General features: G+C 50.4%; 9 protein-coding genes. All 9 read right to left on the bottom strand.

The features are described 5' to 3' along the window. Positions 1-9804: non-ribosomal peptide synthetase (locus JO375_RS16265; protein ID WP_229525448.1), on the bottom strand; the 9804-nt coding region annotated here is incomplete at its 3' end. Between the two features lie 61 nt (positions 9805-9865). Beyond that, a complete protein-coding gene (locus JO375_RS16260) occupies positions 9866-10282 on the bottom strand; it encodes a 3-hydroxyacyl-ACP dehydratase FabZ family protein (protein ID WP_229525447.1) in 417 nt (138 codons plus the stop codon). A 4-nt stretch (positions 10283-10286) separates the two neighbouring features. Then, positions 10287-11528 carry a beta-ketoacyl-ACP synthase II gene (fabF, locus tag JO375_RS16255; RefSeq protein WP_229525446.1) on the bottom strand — a complete coding sequence of 414 codons (1242 nt, stop codon included), beginning with the start codon at positions 11526-11528 and terminating at the stop codon, positions 10287-10289. Positions 11529-11551: 23 nt separating this feature from the next. After that, entirely contained in the window at positions 11552-13252 is a 1701-nt protein-coding gene (locus tag JO375_RS16250; RefSeq protein ID WP_229525445.1) for a thiamine pyrophosphate-binding protein, read from the bottom strand. After that, the gene (locus JO375_RS16245) at positions 13249-14472 is read right to left on the bottom strand and encodes an aldehyde dehydrogenase family protein (protein WP_229525444.1); all 1224 of its coding nucleotides are present in this window, start codon (positions 14470-14472) and stop codon (positions 13249-13251) included. The genes JO375_RS16250 and JO375_RS16245 overlap by 4 nt, the downstream gene beginning before the upstream one ends. Before the next feature lie 99 nt (positions 14473-14571). Continuing rightward, positions 14572-16032: a class I adenylate-forming enzyme family protein gene (locus JO375_RS16240; protein ID WP_229525443.1), complete on the bottom strand. Its 1461-nt coding sequence runs from the start codon at positions 16030-16032 to the stop codon at positions 14572-14574. 15 nt (positions 16033-16047) lie between these two features. Continuing rightward, positions 16048-16818 carry an enoyl-ACP reductase FabI gene (locus tag JO375_RS16235; RefSeq protein ID WP_322098746.1) on the bottom strand — a complete coding sequence of 257 codons (771 nt, stop codon included), beginning with the start codon at positions 16816-16818 and terminating at the stop codon, positions 16048-16050. A gap of 594 nt (positions 16819-17412) precedes the next feature. Beyond that, positions 17413-17934, bottom strand: coding sequence for a hypothetical protein (locus tag JO375_RS16230; RefSeq protein ID WP_229525442.1), 522 nt, complete (start codon positions 17932-17934; stop codon positions 17413-17415). Between the two features lie 283 nt (positions 17935-18217). After that, positions 18218-19555 carry a TrkH family potassium uptake protein gene (locus JO375_RS16225; protein WP_229525441.1) on the bottom strand — a complete coding sequence of 446 codons (1338 nt, stop codon included), beginning with the start codon at positions 19553-19555 and terminating at the stop codon, positions 18218-18220. Between the last annotated feature and the right edge of the window lie 33 nt (positions 19556-19588).

Raw genomic sequence — 19588 nt, 5'->3', positions numbered from 1 at the left:
CAGCTTGCTGTCCTGCTGCGACAGTTGGTTGAACAGCGGAGAGGTCAGCCACATGGTTGTAATGCCGTATCGTTCGATAGCTTGCTTAAGCTCCCAGGCGTCCAGAATGACATCGTTGCTGGCCAGATAGAGCTGGCCGCCGTTCAGCAGCGCTCCCCAAATCTCGAATGTGGACGCGTCGAACACCACTGCGCCTGTTTGTAAAATTCGCGTCGTTTCATCCAATTGGACATAGTCCGTATTCTTCACCAAACGCACCACATTCTGGTGTTCAACCATAACGCCTTTCGGCCTGCCTGTCGTTCCCGACGTATAAATCACATAAGCCAGATCGCCCGAAGCGCCGGTCAAGCCGAGATTCGATCCGTCTTCGGCATATGCCGCGTCATCGTCCAGATCGATGACGCTCCCGGCAAAGCCGATATCGGCTACGTCGTCCCGCCGGATGAGCAGGAGCTTCGCTCCCGAATCCTCCAGCATATATCCGATGCGCTCCGCCGGATAATCCGGGTCAATCGGCACGTAGGCTCCGCCGGCCTTGAGGATCGCCAAAACGCCAACGACCAGCTCGATCGACCGATGGGCGGCAATCGCCACAGGCTGATCCCGAACGACACCCTTGTCGCGGAGTGTCCGCGCCAGCCGGTTTGCCCGCTCGTTCAGTTCGCGGTATGTCAGACGCGCGTCTTCGTACACGACGGCCACCTGCGCCAATGACCGTGCCGCTTGCTCCTCAAACAACTGATGAATCGTCTTCTCCTTAGGATAAGCGGTTGTCGCACTGCCTCCGAGGAGCAGCATCTGCGCCTCCTCTTGCGGCGTCGCCAGCTTCAGCTCGTTCACACGAATGTTCGGGCGGCTTACCACCTGTTCCAGCATATGAATCAGATGTCCCTGAATCTGTTCGATGCCAGACTGCTCATAGACGAGCTCGTTATAGCGGAATACGATTTTAAATTCTTCGCCCGGCAAAACAATCAGATTGAAATCATAGTTCGTCTGCTCAAACAGCTCAGCGTCCGTAATCTCAAAAGCTGCCTGCTCCCCGCCCAACAGCTCGATTTGCTGTTCTACGGGATAGTTTTCAAATACCATGATATGTGTGATCAAATGCTGTTGTCCGGTTTGCGTCTGGATCTCATAAAGAGGGTACGTATCGTAGGCATGGGAAGCCAGGTACTGTTGCTGCTGCCGTTTGACCATATCTGCGAAACTGATGGTTTCGTCTGACCGCACACGTACTGGAATCGTGTTGATAAACAGTCCGATCATGCTTTCAATTCCCGGTATTTCCGCAGGTCTTCCCGAAACAACGCTGCCGAAAACAACGTCCCTGCTGCTATTGTATTTTTGAAGCACGATTCCCCAAACAGTCTGCATCAAAGTGCTGACTGTCACCTGATACCGTTTTGCCGCCTGTTCGATTCGCCCGGTCAGATCCTTGCCCAGCTCGCAAACGATCTGTTTTGAAACGTAGGCTTCCGGCTTGTTTTGGGCTTTCGCTTGAGGAATCTGCGTATGCTGTTCGTAATCTGCCAAATAGTCGCTCCAGTATTCGGCTGCCGCCTGATCATCCTGCCGATCCAGCCATTCGATATAACGACTGTACGGCAAGGCTGGGAGAAACTCAGGTTCTCTCTGCTGGCTGATCGCAAAATAGGTTTCGAACACCTCTTGTGTAATGAGAGGCACGCACCAGCCGTCCATAATGATATGATGAAAGCTCCACATAAGCAGATAATCCGCTTCGCCCTTGTGTAGAACGGAAACGCGGAGCAGCGGGTCCTGCGTCAAATCAAACCCTCTGTTTCTGTCATCATCTATATAATTCCGGATATACGCCTCACGCTGTAATTGCTCCATCCCGCGCAGGTCTTCATAATTGAATTCACTGCGTTTGGTTCGATAAACGATTTGTACCGGGTCGCCCCATCCGTTATAAAAATTGGTGCGGAGCGCAGCATGTCTTTGCACCAAAGCATCCAGGCTTTGCGCAAAGCTTTGCGCATCAAAGTGACCATGCCATTCGAACGTCGCTTGTTCGAAGTACGAAAGTGAATGCGGCTCCAGCAGACTGTGGAAAAACATGCCTTTTTGCATCGGCGTCAGCTTGTACACATTTTCGATTTCGCCGACGTGCCGGTGATGCGATGCCAGTTGATCGAGCTGTTCTATAGTCAATCCCTTCAGCAATATGTCGCTTGGCGTCAATTCGGCCGTTTCTTTGCTTGTGCAGTGCCGGATGACTTTTTGCAAGGATGTCCGGATGAGCTCGGATAGCCGCTCCACCGTTTCTTTGCGGTATTGTTTGCTACTGTAAGTGATGGCAAGCGATAGCGTTCCTTCGGAAATCATCCCGTTCATATCCAAAGTATAAGCTTGCACAGCATGTTCACTTATCGCGCCGCCTGTCGAATAAGGAGATAGCTGCAACGAACTGTTGTCCAAGTCTTGATCGAATTGGCCCAAGTAATTAAAGCTGATTTCCGGCTTGAGCTCACGTATAACACGTTCCAGATTTGCAGACCCATATTTCAGGAGGCCGAAGCCAATGCCTTTATGCGGAATGCTGCGCATACTTTCCTTGATCCGCTTAATTTGGCCTGACAGGTCGTTGTTACTTCCGATCTCCAAGGCAACCGGGAATTGACTTGTGAACCAGCCTACGGTGCGGGTGATGTCGATATCCGGGATAATCGGCTCCCGACCGTGTCCTTCCAGATTGACCAGCACTCGCCCGATACCGCTCCAGGCCTGAACAGCCAGCCCCAGTGCCGTTAAAAGCAAGTCGTTCGTCTCCGTATTATAAGCGCGGTTCGCCTGCTTGAGCAGCAGCTCCGTTTCCTCTTCGGTCCATTGAATCGTGATGGTTTCGCTGTCTAAAACCAGCGGACAGGTCTGCACCTCATCCTTCGGCAGCGGCTCTGCTACTATTTGCCCGAGCTGTTCCCAATAAGCCCGCTCATGTTCCATCGCCGGACTTTCCGCGTACAGCGACAACTGCTGTGCCCATGTCCGGTAGGAATCCGTTTTTTGCGGGAGCTGAATCTCCTGGCCGTTTACCGCCTGCTCGTAGCCTGTCGCGATATCTTCGAACAAAATTCGCCACGACACACCGTCTACGGCCAAATGGTGAATGACAATCAGCAGATGATCCCCTTCCGCGCACCGGAACAACCCCAGCTTCATCAAAGGTCCATGAATCAGGTCGATGCCGCGTTGGATTTCGCTTGCTTTCGCATGGATGGCTGCCTCGGGAGCAACCTGCTCTTTGAAATCGACAATTTCCAAAGTATACAGTTCGCCTTCCGCCATGCCGCGGTTCCACGCCTCATATCCGTGTTCCGTCTGGCGGAACACCAGTCGCAGTGCATCGTGATGTTCGGCGATCTTCTTCATCGTTTGATGAAGCACCGCTTCCTCAAAACCATCCTCCCGATACAGCATGACAGCCTGGTTAAAGTGATGCGGACTTACGGAATGCTGCTCGAAAAACCAGCGCTGAACCGGGAGCAACTTGGTCGCGCCACTGACTTCCCCTTGCTCCGCTATGCGACTGACCATTTGGACATACGGGCTCAGTCCCGCAATGGTCGGATGCTTGAACATATCTTTCATTTCCAGCTTGTAGCCTGCTTGGAACAGCCTTGAAGACACCTGGATCGATTTGATCGAATCGCCCCCAAGATCGAAGAAGCTGTCGTGAATGCCGATATTGCGTACACCGAGCACGCTTTGCCAAACGGAAGCCAGAGCCTGCTCCACGGCTGTCCGCGGTGCAGCGTACTCGGTTCCCGTGTGAACGTTCTCCTCGGGAGCCGGCAGCGCTCTGCGATCCACCTTCCCGTTGGCCGTCAGCGGAAGCTGCTCCAGTTGGACAAAGTAGGATGGAATCATGTAATTGGGCAGTTCTTTTGCCAGCGCGCTTCTGATCTCGCCTGCGCTCAGCCGGTTACTGGCCGCAAAATAGGCGCAAAGCTGTTTTTGTTCGCTTTCGTCCGCCCGCGCAATCACGACGGCTTCCCGAATCGATTCTATCTTGGCAAGCTGAGCCTCCACTTCGCCCAGCTCAATGCGGAAACCGCGGATTTTCACCTGCTCATCAATCCGTCCCTTGATCTCAAGGTTTCCGTCAGCACGCCAACGAACCAAATCACCTGTCCGGTAACAGATCTCTCCTGGCTTTACCGGGTCCTGAACAAATTTCTCCACCGTCAGTTCCGGACGGTTCAAATATCCGCGCGCGACACCATCCCCGCCGACAATCAGCTCGCCCCATGCCCCAATTGGCAGCAGCTTCATCGAGCTGTCCACGACATAAGCCGTCGAGTTGCGGATCGGCCGACCGATGGGCGCCGATTCCGTGAGTTCGCCGGGAATCGCATAGGTCGTCGAGAACGTCGTATTTTCCGTCGGGCCATAACCGTTCACGATGTCGAGGCCCGGATTGTCCCGCAGCACCCGGTTGATATGCGGGGCTGATAGCATGTCGCCCCCGACGATCAGCGTCTTGATCGCGCCAAACAGCTTGCTGTCCTGCTGCGACAGTTGGTTGAACAGCGGAGAGGTCAGCCACATGGTTGTAATGCCGTATTGTTCGATAGCCTGTCTAAGCTTACGGGCGTCCAGAATGACATCGTTGCTGGCCAGATAGAGCTGGCCGCCGTTCAGCAGCGCTCCCCAAATCTCGAATGTAGACGCGTCAAACACCACTGCGCCTGTTTGCAAAATTCGCGTCGTTTCATCCAATTGGGCATAGTCCGTAGACTTCACCAGGCGCACGACGTTCCGGTGTTCAACCATAACGCCTTTCGGTCTGCCTGTCGTTCCCGACGTATAAATTACATAAGCCAGATCACCAGGAGCGCCGGTCAAGCCGAGATTCGATCCGTCTTCGGCATATGCCGCGTCATCGTCCAGATCGATGACGCTCCCGGCAAAGCCGATATCAGCCACATCGTCCCGCCGGATGAGTAAGAGCTTCGCTCCCGAATCCTCCAGCATATATCCGATGCGCTCCGCCGGATAATCCGGGTCAATCGGCACGTAGGCTCCGCCGGCCTTGAGGATCGCCAAAACGCCAACGACCAGCTCGATCGACCGATGGGCGGCAATCGCCACAGGCTGATCCCGAACGACACCCTTGTCGCGGAGTGTCCGCGCCAGCCGGTTTGCCCGCTCGTTCAGTTCGCGGTATGTCAGACGCGCGTCTTCGCATACGACGGCCACATGCGCCAACGATCCTGCCGCTTGCTCCTCAAACAACTGATAAATCGTCTTCTCACGCGGATAATCCGCTGCCGTCGCATTGAATTGCTCCACGATCCGCACCTTTTCCTGCGGCGTAATGATCTCGATCGACGATAGCTTTGTCTCGGGTTTCTCCAGAATAACGTCAATCAATTGCACTAGGTGCTTCGTCATCCGTTCCACGGTTTCCCGTTGGAACAGCGCAGTCGCATACTCCAGACTGCATGCCAGTTCTTCCTCGTTCTCGGTTACATGCAACGTCAAGTCGAATTTCGCCGTCTGATGAGGATGAGCATAAGGTTTAAACTGCAGTCCGTCGATTTCCTGATCCCCTTGTTCTGTGTTTTGCAAAACAAATAAGGTGTCAAATATCGGATTGCGGCTTAAATCTCGTCTGAGATCAAGCTTCTCGACCAGTTCTTCGAACGGAAAATCCTGATTTTCATACGCTTTTAACGCCGATTCCTTGACTTCCAGCACATACTGATAAAAAGTCTTGTCTGCAGCCGGGAAGTTTCGGAGCGCGAGCGTATTGACAAACATTCCGATCATGCCCTCTAGATCGGCGTGCGGTCTTCCGGCGATCGGGGTCCCCACGATAATGTCTTCCTGCCTTGTATATTTGTGCAGCAAAGCAGTGTAAGCGGAGAGCAGCACCATAAACAAGGTGGAACCGGTTTGGGCGGCAAGCTGCTGTAAAGCATGGGTTTGTCGTTGATTAATAACAAATTCAATCGAGCTTCCCGCGAAGCTTTGTACGGGCGGTCTCGCATAATCCGTCGGCAACTCGAGCACAGGCAGCTCGTCGCGATAGACATCCAGCCAGTACGCTGCCTGCTTGCTCAGCCGTTCGCTGCGAGCCTCAGCCAGCTGCCAAGCCGCATAGTCCTTGTATTGAATCCGCAGCTTCGGCAGTTCCTCCCCTTCATAAAACCGGTTGAATTCTTCAACCAAGATGTTGATGGACGCGCCGTCGGAAACAATATGATGCATATCGAACAACAAAAGATGACGCTCCGCTTCCAGTTCGATCAATCCCACTCGCAGAAGCGGCGCCTGCCGAAGGTCGAATGCCCGTACAAAACGGCGAATGTGAGCTGGCGCTTCCTCCTCCTTGGCTTGAATGTACTCTACCGCAAAGGGAACCTCCGGTTGCACGCGCTGCACCGGTTCACCGTTCACCACGTCAAAGCTCGTTCTCAGCGTCTCGTGTCGACGGATCAATTGACGGAATGCCTCTTCTGCTCGCGAGCGATCCAGACTCCCTTCTACCATCAGCACGCCCGGCATGTTATAGCTGGTTTCCCCGCCTTCGAGCTGGCTCAGCAAGTACAGCCGCTTTTGAGCCGAAGAGACAGGATAATACGCTTGTCCCTCGACATTTGGTATGGATGCATAGTCAATATGCTCCCTTCCGTCCAGCAACTGTGCCATTTGCTCAATGGTCGGCGCTTGAAACACTTCCCGCAGGGATATACCGACATTCATTTCTTTTTGAATCCGGGCCGTTACGATTGTGGCCCGCAAGGAATGTCCTCCGATCTCAAAGAAGTTGTCCTTGATCCCGACGGTTTGCAGTCCCAGCACTTCCTGCCATATTCGCACAAGCTGTGCTTCCCGCTCGCTTCGGGGCGCTACGTACTCCTGTCCGGTATTCATATGTTCTTCCGGCGCAGGTAGCGCCTTGCGATCAATTTTGCCATTCGGGCTCAGCGGCATATGCTCAAGCTGTACGAAGTACGACGGGATCATATAACTCGGAAGCTCCTGCGCCAGCGCTCCGCGCAGTTCGCTTGCCGTCAGCTCTGCATTCGCCGTAAAGTATGCGCACAGTTGCTTCTGACCGCTTTCGTCTTCCCTCGCTACGACGACCGTCTCCTGCACAGCCTCCACTTTCAACAGCTGCGTTTCCACTTCACCGAGTTCGATCCGGTAGCCGCGTATTTTCACCTGATGGTCGATCCGTCCCAAATATTCGATATTCCCGTCCGCCTGCCAGCGAACCAGGTCTCCTGTTCGGTACATCCGCTCTCCCGGCGAAAAAGGACTGTCCACGAATTTCTCCGCCGTCAGCTCAGGTCGGTTGAGATACCCTCGCCCGACCCCGTCTCCCGCGATGCACAGCTCGCCCGGCACGCCAATCGGCTGCAGCTTTCCGCCCTCGCTGACGACATACAGCCGTATATTCGAGATCGGCTTGCCGATCAGAACCGTTCGGTACGTTTCGTCCGCTCGCAAGTTAAAGTACGATACGTCCACCGTCGCTTCCGTCGGTCCGTACAAATTCACCAGCTTCGCCTGGCTGACCGGCGCGACGTATTGCTGGAACCGCGCCGCCGCATTCGGCGTTAGTGCTTCCCCGCTGGCAAACACTTGCTTCAGCGAAGCCAGCTTGCTTTGCGCTGGCTCTCCTTGACGCTCGATGTGCTCCAGGAAGGCGTTTAGCATCGCCGGTACGAAATGCATCGTGCTGACCTTTTGTGCAGCGATTGTCTCTACTATCACTTCCGGGTCTTTCTCCCCGCCGACTGGAAGCAGGCACATGCTCGCTCCCACGAACGACCACCAGAACAGCTCCCATACGGAAACGTCAAACGTGATCGCCGTTTTTTGCAGTATCATATCTCCCGCATCCAGCGGATACGCCTCCTGCATCCAGGTCAGGCGGTTAATCACCGACCGATGCTCGATCATGACGCCTTTCGGCTTGCCCGTCGTTCCCGACGTATAGATCACGTAAGCAAGGTCGGCCGGTGCGTTGATGCTCTCCAAATTCGCGCCGTCCTCGTCGTAAATGGCCGGATCGTCCAGCAGCATGACACTTCCTGCAAAGTGCACGCGATCCTGCAAATGGCTTGGCAGCAGGAGCAGCTTCGCCCCCGAATCCTCCAGCATGTAGCGGATGCGCTCTTCCGGGTAGTCCGGATCAATCGGCACGTAGGCTCCTCCAGCTTTTAAGATGGCGAAAATACCCACCATCATGTCCAGCGAACGCTCGGCCATCAACCCGACGAGTTGATCGGCCTGTACGCCCTGCTTCCGCAGTGTGCGGGCCAAACGGTTTGCCCGCTCGTTCAGTTCACGGTACGTGAGCCGGCTTTCCCCGAACACAACCGCCATCTGCTCAGGTGTCCGCTCCGCTTGCTCCTCGAACATCTGATAGATCGTTTTATCCTTTGGATAATCAGCCTTCGTATCATTGAATACGGTCAAAATTTCGTTTTTTTCCTGTTCATTGATCAGAGATATCTCCGATATTTTTTGTTCGGGATTTTCGGTCATATGTTCCGTTATAACCAGGAGATGTCGAATGATTCTCGCAATCTCACCTGCATCGAACAGGCGGGAACGGTAATCGACATGCAGCACCAATTGATCTTCATCCAGCAACTCAGCAATATGAAGCACCAGATCATTGACTTCATCGCCGCCAAAATCATAATCCGTATGAATGCGAACGTCATCCAAATCTACCCAGCTTACCGGACGATATTCCATCGAAATGCCGAACAGCCGCTGGATATCCTTGCTGCGGTAGGTTTCCCTTAAATCCTGAATCAATTGATTATATGGATACTTTTGATGCCGTAAAATCGCGGCTTGCTCCTTGGCCACACTCTGCAAAAAGCTCGTCAAATCAGCGTCAGGGTCAACAAAAGACCTGGCTGCTATTGTGCTGACGAACATACCCACCGTATTTTTTTCTTTCTTGGTTGAACGGTTGGCAAAAGAGGTGCCGATTGCGATATCCTGCTCGCCCGTCGCTTTGTGCATATAAATGTACATTGCCGCCATAAAAAATTGAAACAAGCTGACTTTATGATCTTGGCAAAATTGTTTTATTCCCTTGTACAAGCTGCCGTCTACTGTAAAATGCGCTCTTTGGGCAGTCGTGCTCAACAGCAGCGGATCATACGGTTTCAATCCGGTCACGTCGGGCAGCCCGGCAAATTTATCGTTCCAGAACTCCTTGTCCTTTGCAAACCGCTCAGACTGTACATAGGCTTCTTCCGTTTGGATATATTCGATATAAGAATATTCTTTGCCCAGTTGGGATTCTATTCCCCGAATGATATCAATGTAATATTCCGTTAACTGGTTTCCGAAAAGAACCATGGAAATGCCGTCTGAAATAATGTGATGCATTTTAACACTCAGCCAAAACTCGTCATCGCTGATTCTAATAAACAAAAAATGAAAAAGCTCATTGTTGAGCAGTTCAAGAGGCGTTTGGTTATGACGCTCCAACCAGGCTTTCAATTCATCTATACTTTTGAAATCGGCTGCGTCCAGGCAAGTGAACTCCTTGTCCTCAAAAGGAACCACGTATTGCCGGGGAATGCCGTTCTCGGCCGTGATACGAATGCGAAAAGCATCGTATTGCTTAATGACCATATTGATGGAGCGCTTTAAGGCATCTATGTTCATTTTTCCTTTAAACTTTACCGTCCCCAGGAGTAGTGATACGGACGTATTCGGGTAAAGCAACTCAGTGTACCAAATCCGCTGTTGCGCATTCGTTAAAGGAAAAAATCGCTGTACGTTGTTATTCATAACCTATTCCTCTTCCCTTCTTGTGATTGCGATGACCCTATTTCCTTAATGCAGGTTCACGTTATACTTGTTTCGGAGTGAACGATACGATTTCTTCTGCCTTGACAATAATCCGATCTCCTACAGTAGCCAAACCTTTGCCGATGAGAAAACCTCTTTTCCTCTTCGTTACTTCAAAATAAAGATCCAGCCGATCTCCAGGCTGAGCCCATTCGTGCATCTCGACCTGATTCAATGAGCTCAAATAGGAGATACCCGTTTCGTCCATAGTCGCAAAGCCGCCTAACTGCGCCAATGCTTCAACGACCATCATATAGGGCATAAACGGATTCGCTTCGGAAATAAACCAATCGTTCCAGGTTACATTCTTGTATCCTCTGGCCCATTTTGAATGCTCAAAACCCGTTACCTTATCGATCATAATGAACGGATAACGGTGAGGAAGTACATCGAGAATACGTATGTCGTCAACATTCACGATGTTATTCCTCCTGCCATTTGCGTACAGCCAGACAAACGTTATGGCCGCCGAAGCCAAACGAATTACTAATCGCTGCACGGACTTCGCGTTCCTGGTATACGTGCGGCACAAAATTCAGCTCAGGGGCTTCAGGATTGTCGCAATTGAGTGTCGGTGGCACCTTGTTATGGATCAAGCTCTGTACAGTTGCGATCAATTCAACTGCCCCTGCACCACCCATTAAATGGCCTGTCATCGATTTGATAGATGATATCGCCAGGCGGGGAGCATGCTCTCCGAATACGCTCTGAATCGCATTGATCTCCATACGGTCATTGAATGGCGTACTCGTACCATGGGCATTGACATAGTCGATGTCCTGCGGTGTCAAGCCGCCATCCTGCAGGGCGATGCTGATGGCTTCTGCCGGACCGGAGCCCGAAGGATCAGGAGCCGTAATATGATAGGCATCGGTTGTGCAGCCGTAACCCACAACTTCGGCCAAAATGGTAGCTCCCCGGTTCAATGCATGCTCCAGCTCCTCCAGCACCAAGACCCCTGCTCCTCCGCCGATGACGAATCCATCGCGGTCCACATCAAACGGGCGGCTGGCCTTCTGTGGCTCTTCATTTCGTCTGGAGAGCGCATGGATATTCGCAAAAGAGGCCAAATCGAGCTGACTAAAATTCGCTTCTGCCCCTCCGGCAACCACGACATCAGCCGTGCCATACTGGATCGTACGCAATGCTTCACCGATGGCATTACTTCCGGTAGCACAAGCTGTGACCACAGCAAACGAAGGCCCCTTGGCTCCGATCGCAATGGAGATTTCGCCGGGCGCAGAATTAATCATCATGGAGGAAACAAAATATGGTGAAACCCTTTTGGGACCAAGTTCGATTAGCTTTCTGTAGTTCTCCTCTACTACGTCGAGGCCGCCTGCTCCAGAGCCGACAATAACCCCCACGCGTCTTGCATTCCGCTCATCAATCACTAGTTTGGATTGCTCGACTGCCTGCCGGGCAGCCGCCAAGGCAAATTGAGTGAACTGTGCAACTTTTTGCGCTTCCTTCTTGCTCATATACTGCAATGGATCAAACCCCGTAACCTGTGCCCCGATTTTGGTCGGTATATTGGCTACATCAAATACAGTGACAGGTCCAATTCCACTCTTTCCTTCCAACAGCGAATTCCAGAAATCGGCAAGATTATGACCGACCGGCGTTACGACTCCCTGTCCTGTTACTACAACACGTCTTCTCACTGTACTCACGTCCTTCACTGAAATTAATTCTTGGAAGCCTGTTGATCATAGAGAGGAAAGTCGCCATATACATGACTGATTTTCTCATGCACATCTGCAAGGTCAGCATATACCTCGATGACCACAAGCTTGTTCTCCTGATACTTTTCCCAAGCAAGCTGAAGCTGTCCCCGGGCCTCCTCCTTGCTCCGGATCACAAGGCTTTCGACAAACTCATACTGGGGAATTTGAATTCCTGTCTTGGCGGCCTCTGAAACAAACGGGAAGGACTGCCCTGAGAGGTGCTTGTAATTCATCTGATTTTGCAACCAGCCATAGCCGCCATTATTCAGCACGAGATAGATTACCGGTATCCGGTACTGTACCGCCGTAATAAAATCCGGGGAGAACAGATTGAACGCGCCATCACCGACAAGTGCCACTACTGGACATTCAGTTGCCACACTTGCCCCCAAAGCAGCGGCCGCACCGAATCCAAGGCTCGTTTGGTCACTGGGAACAATCGAAAGAGAACCTGCGGCAAAACGAAAATATGGATAAAAGTAGGACCACATATCCTGCAATCCATTCTCTTGAAGAAGCACCAGATTTTCAGGCAGCTCTGTCTGAATCATTTCCAACAGCTCCGGCACGTGGATTCCAGGGGCCTTTTTCAACTTTTCCAGATAAACGGCCCGTTGAGAAAAAGCCTTCTCTTTACAGCTTCTGATCGTCTCAAGCCATACTCCGTCAGGCTCCTGTCCCCGCCGTTCAAGCCATTGCTCTACTGCGGCATATCCATCTCCCAGCACCTTGACACCCCTGTATTCATGTGCAAAATCCTCCAGCTCGACATTGACCTGAATTAAAGGTGTATCCTGCAGAAGAAGATCCCACTCGAACGTAGCTGTTTCTTCGAGGCGGCTGCCCAGCGTGATCACGACATCGGATTCCTCCCAGATTCGTCTCAAGCTGATATCCGTGTAGAGCCCGGCAACACCACAAAAAAGTTCATGGTCTTCATCAACTACACTCCGTCCCGAGGCGGTTGCGAACAAGGCCGCTCCATGCTGATTAGCGAACCGCTCTATTACATTGCTGGTCGCTGACTTCATCCCGCCTCCGACTAGAATGAGGGGCTTGCGGGCCGTCTCTATGATTCCCCATGCCGCATCCAGCTCCCGTAGAGACGGAGAGCATGAAAGCCTTTCGGGCGGAGCCGACTGAAACCCAATCGGCACAGACTGATCCATCAGGTTTTCGGGCAGTTCAATGTAGACCGGACCTGGGGCTCCATTGATGGCCAAAAAAGCTGCCCGCTCCATCGCCCATACCAGTCGTTCCACATGCTCAACACGATAAGCCCATTTTACGAGCGGCTTCACAAGTGAGATTTGGTCTGCTTCCTGAAAGGAACGGGTCCCCAGCTTGTCTCCTCCGGTGCCAAGTGCCAAAAGCAGAACTGGCGCACCAAGGTTCTTCGCTTCCAATAGCCCCGTGAGTGTATTGCTGAGTGCTGGCCCTTTACCCACAACACAGACGGACATCTGGTTGGTTGTGAGCGCATAGCCTGCTGCCATAAACACAGCATTACGCTGGTCTTTGCATAGAATGAAATCCATACCGGACGGGGGGAGTGATGATATGATTTGGAGATCATCACTTGGTAGTCCAAAGAGATGCCGGACCCCAGCCGATTTTAAGTAGCCAATAATGGCATCCCAGGGAGATAAGCTTACAGTCATACCAAACTCCTCTTTTCCGACAAGTATTCTGCGACGATTTCAGAAATCAAAATCGGCTTCGATACGAGCTTGTAATCGTGATAAATATAGTTCGACATCGTGCCATAGCCACCAAAGGGTTTATTACCCTGATCTACATCCTCAAGCGTCTGATTAATGGTCAATGTGTGCTTCTTTCGAAGGACGTCCGCCAGATGCTCAGACCCGTACAGGCTGCAGCCCATTGCACGTTCGCTAAAATAACTGGAGGAAATACGTTTGGTCAGCTGCTCGTCGTCACGATAGATAACCACATTGAAGACTGGTGAAAAATACTCGATAATTTCCAAATTCTCATCCAATTCGCTATATATAACCGTTGGCTCCATCTTTTTCGTACGGAAATCAATGCCGCCGCCGTAAATAATAAACTTATCGTTCGTATTAAAGTATTCAGAAACCGAATACAGCGTATCTTTATAGAAAATAGGTGAATAGTTTGCGTTCGGGTCATTGTTTCCTCCAAACACGAGTTGGTCAAGCCGCTTAATCAGCAAATCTTTAAAGCTCTCCCTCACATCCTGATGCACCAGAATGATGTCGGGTCCCAGGCAATCCTGTCCAGAGTTGTACAATCTCATTCGGATTACATCGGTAACCGCTAATTCGAGATCGGCATCGGGTCCGATGATGAAAGGATTGATTCCTTGTCCATAGAAAATGTAGAGCTGCTCCTTACGGATTTGTTTTTTGATCTTCTCCGCGTTGGTATAGCTCCCGGTGAACACTACAATATCAGCGGGGATCACGGAATTTTCCATGAACACCTTCTGGCTGACTTTACGATTATAGATGGGTAATCCATGTACAGCCTGGAGCTTTTCATGCAGTAAGCTGACATACTCGTTTACATGAGAGGAAGGGCGAAAGTCTATATTTTCAACGTAGAGGGACGGAATCAAAAGGTATAATGCATAGGAGTATAAAACGACGTTAGAAGGCATGAATACAGCCATAGACCGTTGCCAGTCTGGCTGATAGGTTTGCACTTCTTGCAAAGCGCCCTGAAGTGTGGAGATCGTGGAATCCATTTCTGCATTGGCGGCCCGATAGGATGAAAATTGCGTGAGAATATCCATCACTTCCTGCCGATTTTCAATCAAATAATTAAGGCATTTCTGAATAGATTCATGCCTTTTCAAAAATAACGTGTTTTTTTCCAGTTCCGAATTCATACTCATGGTGAATTCTCCCTTTCCTTCATCGGTTTTTGGTAAATATCTTGTCTTTCCGAAAGACTACACTTTTATAAACCAGACAGAGTCTGGAGCTTTCAACACTTACCCTTTGCGAGAAGCAGCTTTCTGCAGGGCAATGCGTTCCATCTCCAGCCGATCTACTTTTCCATTGCGATTCAAAGGAAATCGAGCGAGCGGAAGCAGAAGATCCGGGAACATGTACGAAGGCAGCACCCGATTCATCTCTTTGCGGAGCACGGGCAGGACCTGCGCGGATTCGCTTTCGATGAATGCAACCAGCAATGTCCCTTTGGCCTCGTCCTCCAGGGCGATCACGCAGGATCGGTAACCTATCGAGCCTATTCGGTCTTCGATATAGACCGGTGAGACCATATACCCCATCCGGTTGACCGTCTTGCCGCTTCGGCCAATGACATACAGGATTTCCTCGTCCAGATAGCCCAGATCGCCCGTCTTGAACCAGCCATCCTGTAGCACGGATTGCGTCAGGTCTGGACGATTCAGGTAACCTTCCATACATCCGGCACTGCGTATCCACACTTCGCCTACATTGCCTTCGGCCTGCTGGTTGCCGGCAGCATCTCGTATTTTCAGGTCCACATTTGGTAACGGTCTGCCGCAGCCTTTCGGACACTCTAGCGTCCCCAGAGCAACGTTGCCCAGCTCAGAAAGGCCGTAACCATTCAGCAGGGGCTGTCGAAATATGTTGTTAAATTTCTCTTCGAGATCTTGGGTAAGTGGGGAGCCGCCTACGCACCACATGCGCACCGGGGAACTCCTGATCATTTCCAGTTGTTTTGGCTTTCGGCTTAACATACGTAACAAAGTGTAAAAAGCAGAGGGATTAGCATCAACGATTGTAGCTTGATCTTTCGTAATACTGGCAAAAACACTCCAGAGGTTTTTAGGATTGCAAATGATGAGGGAACATGAGGTTAACCACCAGGAGAAGATAAGTGAAATTCCATAAAAATGAGAGAAAGGCACTATGGGGAGCATATGGTCAGACGGTAAGTAGTTCATGGTGTGTATCGAATGCTTGATATTCTCCATAAAAGTCGCACCAGCTTTCACGATTCCCTTGGGTTTTCCCGTCGTACCTGAAGAATACAGAATGAGGGCGTCCGTCCTCTCGCACCATTTGGTGAAGTCGAGGGCTTCAATTGCCGGCTCTCCCACCCAATGCGGGTGTGCTGCTTCTTCTTGAATAAGATCTTGAATCAGAATAACAAGAGCATGAGGAAGTTCTAAATCGCAATCGGTGAGGATGCAGCAGGCACCCGCTTCATCATAAATTTGGGCTACCTCATCCAGCACAGTCTGCTCGTCCACTACAGTCACCGAAACGGCGATATTGCACAAGGAGAACAGAGACACAACAAACCAATAAGAATTGGACGCTTTCAGTATCACTCTGCCATCTTCCGGAATTCCTCTGAGAGCCAGCATTCGGGAGAAGATCGCAACGTCCCGCTCCAGGCGCTCCTTGGTCATCATTCCTTCAGGCGAGATGATACGGCAATCCGTATGCGTAACAAGCACAGCCTTCCCTCCTTACTACATCCCCGTAATATGGTAACCGGCATCCACATGAATAACTTCACCCGTAATGCCTCTTGATAAATGGGAAAATAAGAACAACGCGGTATCTCCGACTTCGGACGTATCAACCGTCTTGCGTAAAGGCGTAATCTCTTCAATATGCTTGAGCATCGTGCTAAAATCCTTAATACCATAGGCGGCCAAGGTCCGTATGGGGCCAGCTGAAATTGCATTGACACGAATGCCATAAGTCCCCAAATCGTTCGACAAATAGCGCATGCTGGCTTCCAATGAAGCCTTTGCCACACCCATAACATTGTAATTTTGGATCGCTCGTTCAGCGCCAATATACGTCATGGTGACAATACTCCCGCCCTCCGTCATCAGCGGGTAAATCCGTCTGGAAACCGCAGCCAGAGAGTAGGCGCTGATATCTTGGGCAATGGAGAATCCTTCACGAGAGGTGTCGACGAACAGGCCATCCAAGTCCTCAGCCTTCGCATAGGCAACACTATGAAAATAACCATGCAGGACGCCAACCTTCTCCTTCAGGAAATCCGCCAGTGCATCAAGCTCTTCATCGCTCTGTACATTGCAGGGAAAGGCCATAGACCCCGGAATCGTTTCGACGAGCTTTAGCACCCGATCCGCAACTCTCTCATTTTCGTAGGTAAAAATGAGGTTTGCCCCTTCAGCAGCTAAAGATTGGGCTGTCCCCCAGGCAATACTCCTGTTATTAGCCACGCCCATAATCAAAATGTTCTTACCGCTCAGTAGTACTGCCACATAAACCACCTTTCTTTTTTTACATTTTTCAACAAATGAGATATTTGTTTTTTATGTCTACATTCATAGACATATGTAATGTTTTCTGGCATTATTATCATGTTGGTTGCCAAAATTAAACAATCGTCATTTTTGTCAAACACAAGGATTCATTGAAACTTCATAAAGATTAAAAAACGCTATTTGTCGAATGCGTTCGACTGTAATCAACGAACCCCATTTCTTCGAAAATTCAAGCGCGTTTTATGCGATAGCTTGTCCTGCCAAACCTAGCAAAAATATGCGCTTGGACCCTATGTAACTCGCGCAAAGACGGCCGTAATCATAACCGTGCTGATTCTATTTGTCTGTGTTCAAATCGGAAGGAAACGATAGGAGCAAAAAAATGGAAGGCTACATGAGGTGACTGTCAAAGCGGGTCCAATATATAATCTGCATATTCTATAAATATCTCTGCAATAGCAACAGGTTTACTAACTAACGGAAGTGATAACTTCATTTTTCACCCTCAACGTCCCTCCCGATTCGAACATCCTGAGTGATTGTCCCTTATTTTTATCCAGGAATGAAACCTGATCTCTTTTTGGCTATCTCTTATTTTTTCCTAGGAGCCAAAGTATAGCTAAAGGAGACAATAAAGTCGATTACCAGAACGGCTGCCCATGTTCTCATAAGCCCAACCAAGGAAGCCGTACGCTGTGGATCACCTACATACACAATGATGGCAAGTAAGAAAGCGTTACCAATGGCCCAACCCAAGAGGTGAAGCATCCAAACTGTCCGTTCCTCTTTGGCATGCGCAGCACCATATTTGGGTTTAGGCTTCGGCCCCTTGCCGAACCAATAAGAGAACCGCACATCCGCCCATTTAATCATCCTATGGCCAAATGCTACCGTGATACCGAGATAGCAGGCCGCCAAGCCAGTAGCGGTCGTAATCTCCATCCCGCTGCCCACCGTGATGAACACCGCAATCAGTAGCAGGATATCAATGACTGGAGTACACAGCAAAAGAAGGCCGCCTAATTTCTTCTTGCCAAACATATATCTTGCGATCAACCCTAAAACAACAAAAACCCAGAACAAAACTTCAGCAAAAATAATAAACAAATACATAATGAATGATTCCTTTCAATTTAGAGTTTGGTAATTACCTCAGCTCCCCCCTTTCACGCCCAAGATTATACAATATCATACATAAAATTCCTAGTATTTTGTCTAAAATTACATAAAAGGAAGCGAAATATCCTTTTTTCTGCAAAAAGATACCTGTTTAAGGGTTGCTTATTCTCAAGTGGGGTACTTTTCATGATATGCTGCCGATCTGGTGTTGATGATATGAAATAAAAAAAGATGCACCCATGCCCATCGGCACAGATACATCTTTTTGTACAATAAGTTATCCAATTACAATATGCCCTTCGGGACGACGGTACAACGTCTTGGTCGAACGCGGACGAATGGCATAGGCAATCGTAAGCGGTCCGATTCGGCCAATAAACATCGTCACACAAATAATCAGCTTGCCTGCATCAGATAGTCCTGGCGTTACTCCTACAGACAATCCTACCGTTCCGATGGCGGACGCTGCCTCAAACGCTAGAGCGAGGAATGGTGCATCCTCTGTCATCAACAGCAGCATCACAACAATCGAGAAAATAAATAGCGCCAGTATAATAATAGTCAGCGCCCGCATCATGATATCTCTGGGAACCCTGTGGCGGAAGAACACAATTTCCTTCTGTCCGCGCATGACGGCCAGCAAGGCACCTATCATCAGCAGAAATGTGGTTGTCTTAATCCCACCCCCGGTGGAGCCTGGTGAAGCCCCAATAATCATCAGCAGCATGATAAAAAACTGGCTGGCCTGTCTCAGGCCGCTGATATCTACGGTACTTGTCCCTGAAGATCTTGTAGATACGGATTGAAAGACAGAAGCATACACCTTGCCCTCCCAATCCAGTGAACCCAGGGTGCGAACATTCGTAAACTCAAAAATAAACAGGACGAGTGCCCCGAGCACAATAAGCGCGCCTGACACACTTAGCACCATTTTGGAGTGAAGCGTCAGTCTCCGGATACGGCGAAAATCGAACAGATCGCTTAGGACCAGAAAACCCAGCCCGCCTGAGATAACAAGGACAGATGCAATCATATTGAACACAAAGTCTCCGGCATATTGCTGGAAGCTGCTGCCGAACAGATCAAATCCCCCGTTATTAAAAAGAGATACCGAGTGGAAAATTCCATAGTATATCGCTTGTCCCACGGGCATTTCCCTCATCCACCGCAAAGCCAGAACGATAGCAGCTATGGCCTGAATGGTAAAAGAGAAAATCAGCACCTTGCGAATAATTCGCGCGATCCCTTCCATGCTGTCGGCATTAATCGCTTCCTTAAGCAGCAGCCGATCCTTCAACGACAAGCGCCGCCCCATCAATAATGCAAACAAGGTCGCCAAGGTCATAAAACCCAGCCCGCCCAGCTGCATCAGCACCAGGATGACGGTTTCTCCAAACACCGTATAGGTTGAATTCACGTCCACCACGACTAATCCGGTGACACAAGCAGCCGATACGGACGTAAACAGGGAATCAATCCAATGCGGAGCATGTCCACTATGATTGGAGATAGGAAGCATCAGCAGCAAGGTGCCGAATGCAATAATCAGCAAATATCCGATAACCAATATAAAAGGGGGCGATGCCAACCGGGCAAGCTTGACGCTGCGTTTCATTGGACGTATTCTCTCCATCCGTGGAAGCCCGGC

Origin of the sequence: Paenibacillus farraposensis (assembly GCF_020736845.1) — a bacterium.
In the GTDB taxonomy this organism is placed as follows: Bacteria; Bacillota; Bacilli; order Paenibacillales; family Paenibacillaceae; genus Paenibacillus; species Paenibacillus farraposensis.
The sequence above is the reverse complement of the archived record's forward strand: the minus strand, read 5'-3'. Positions and strand labels throughout refer to the sequence as shown.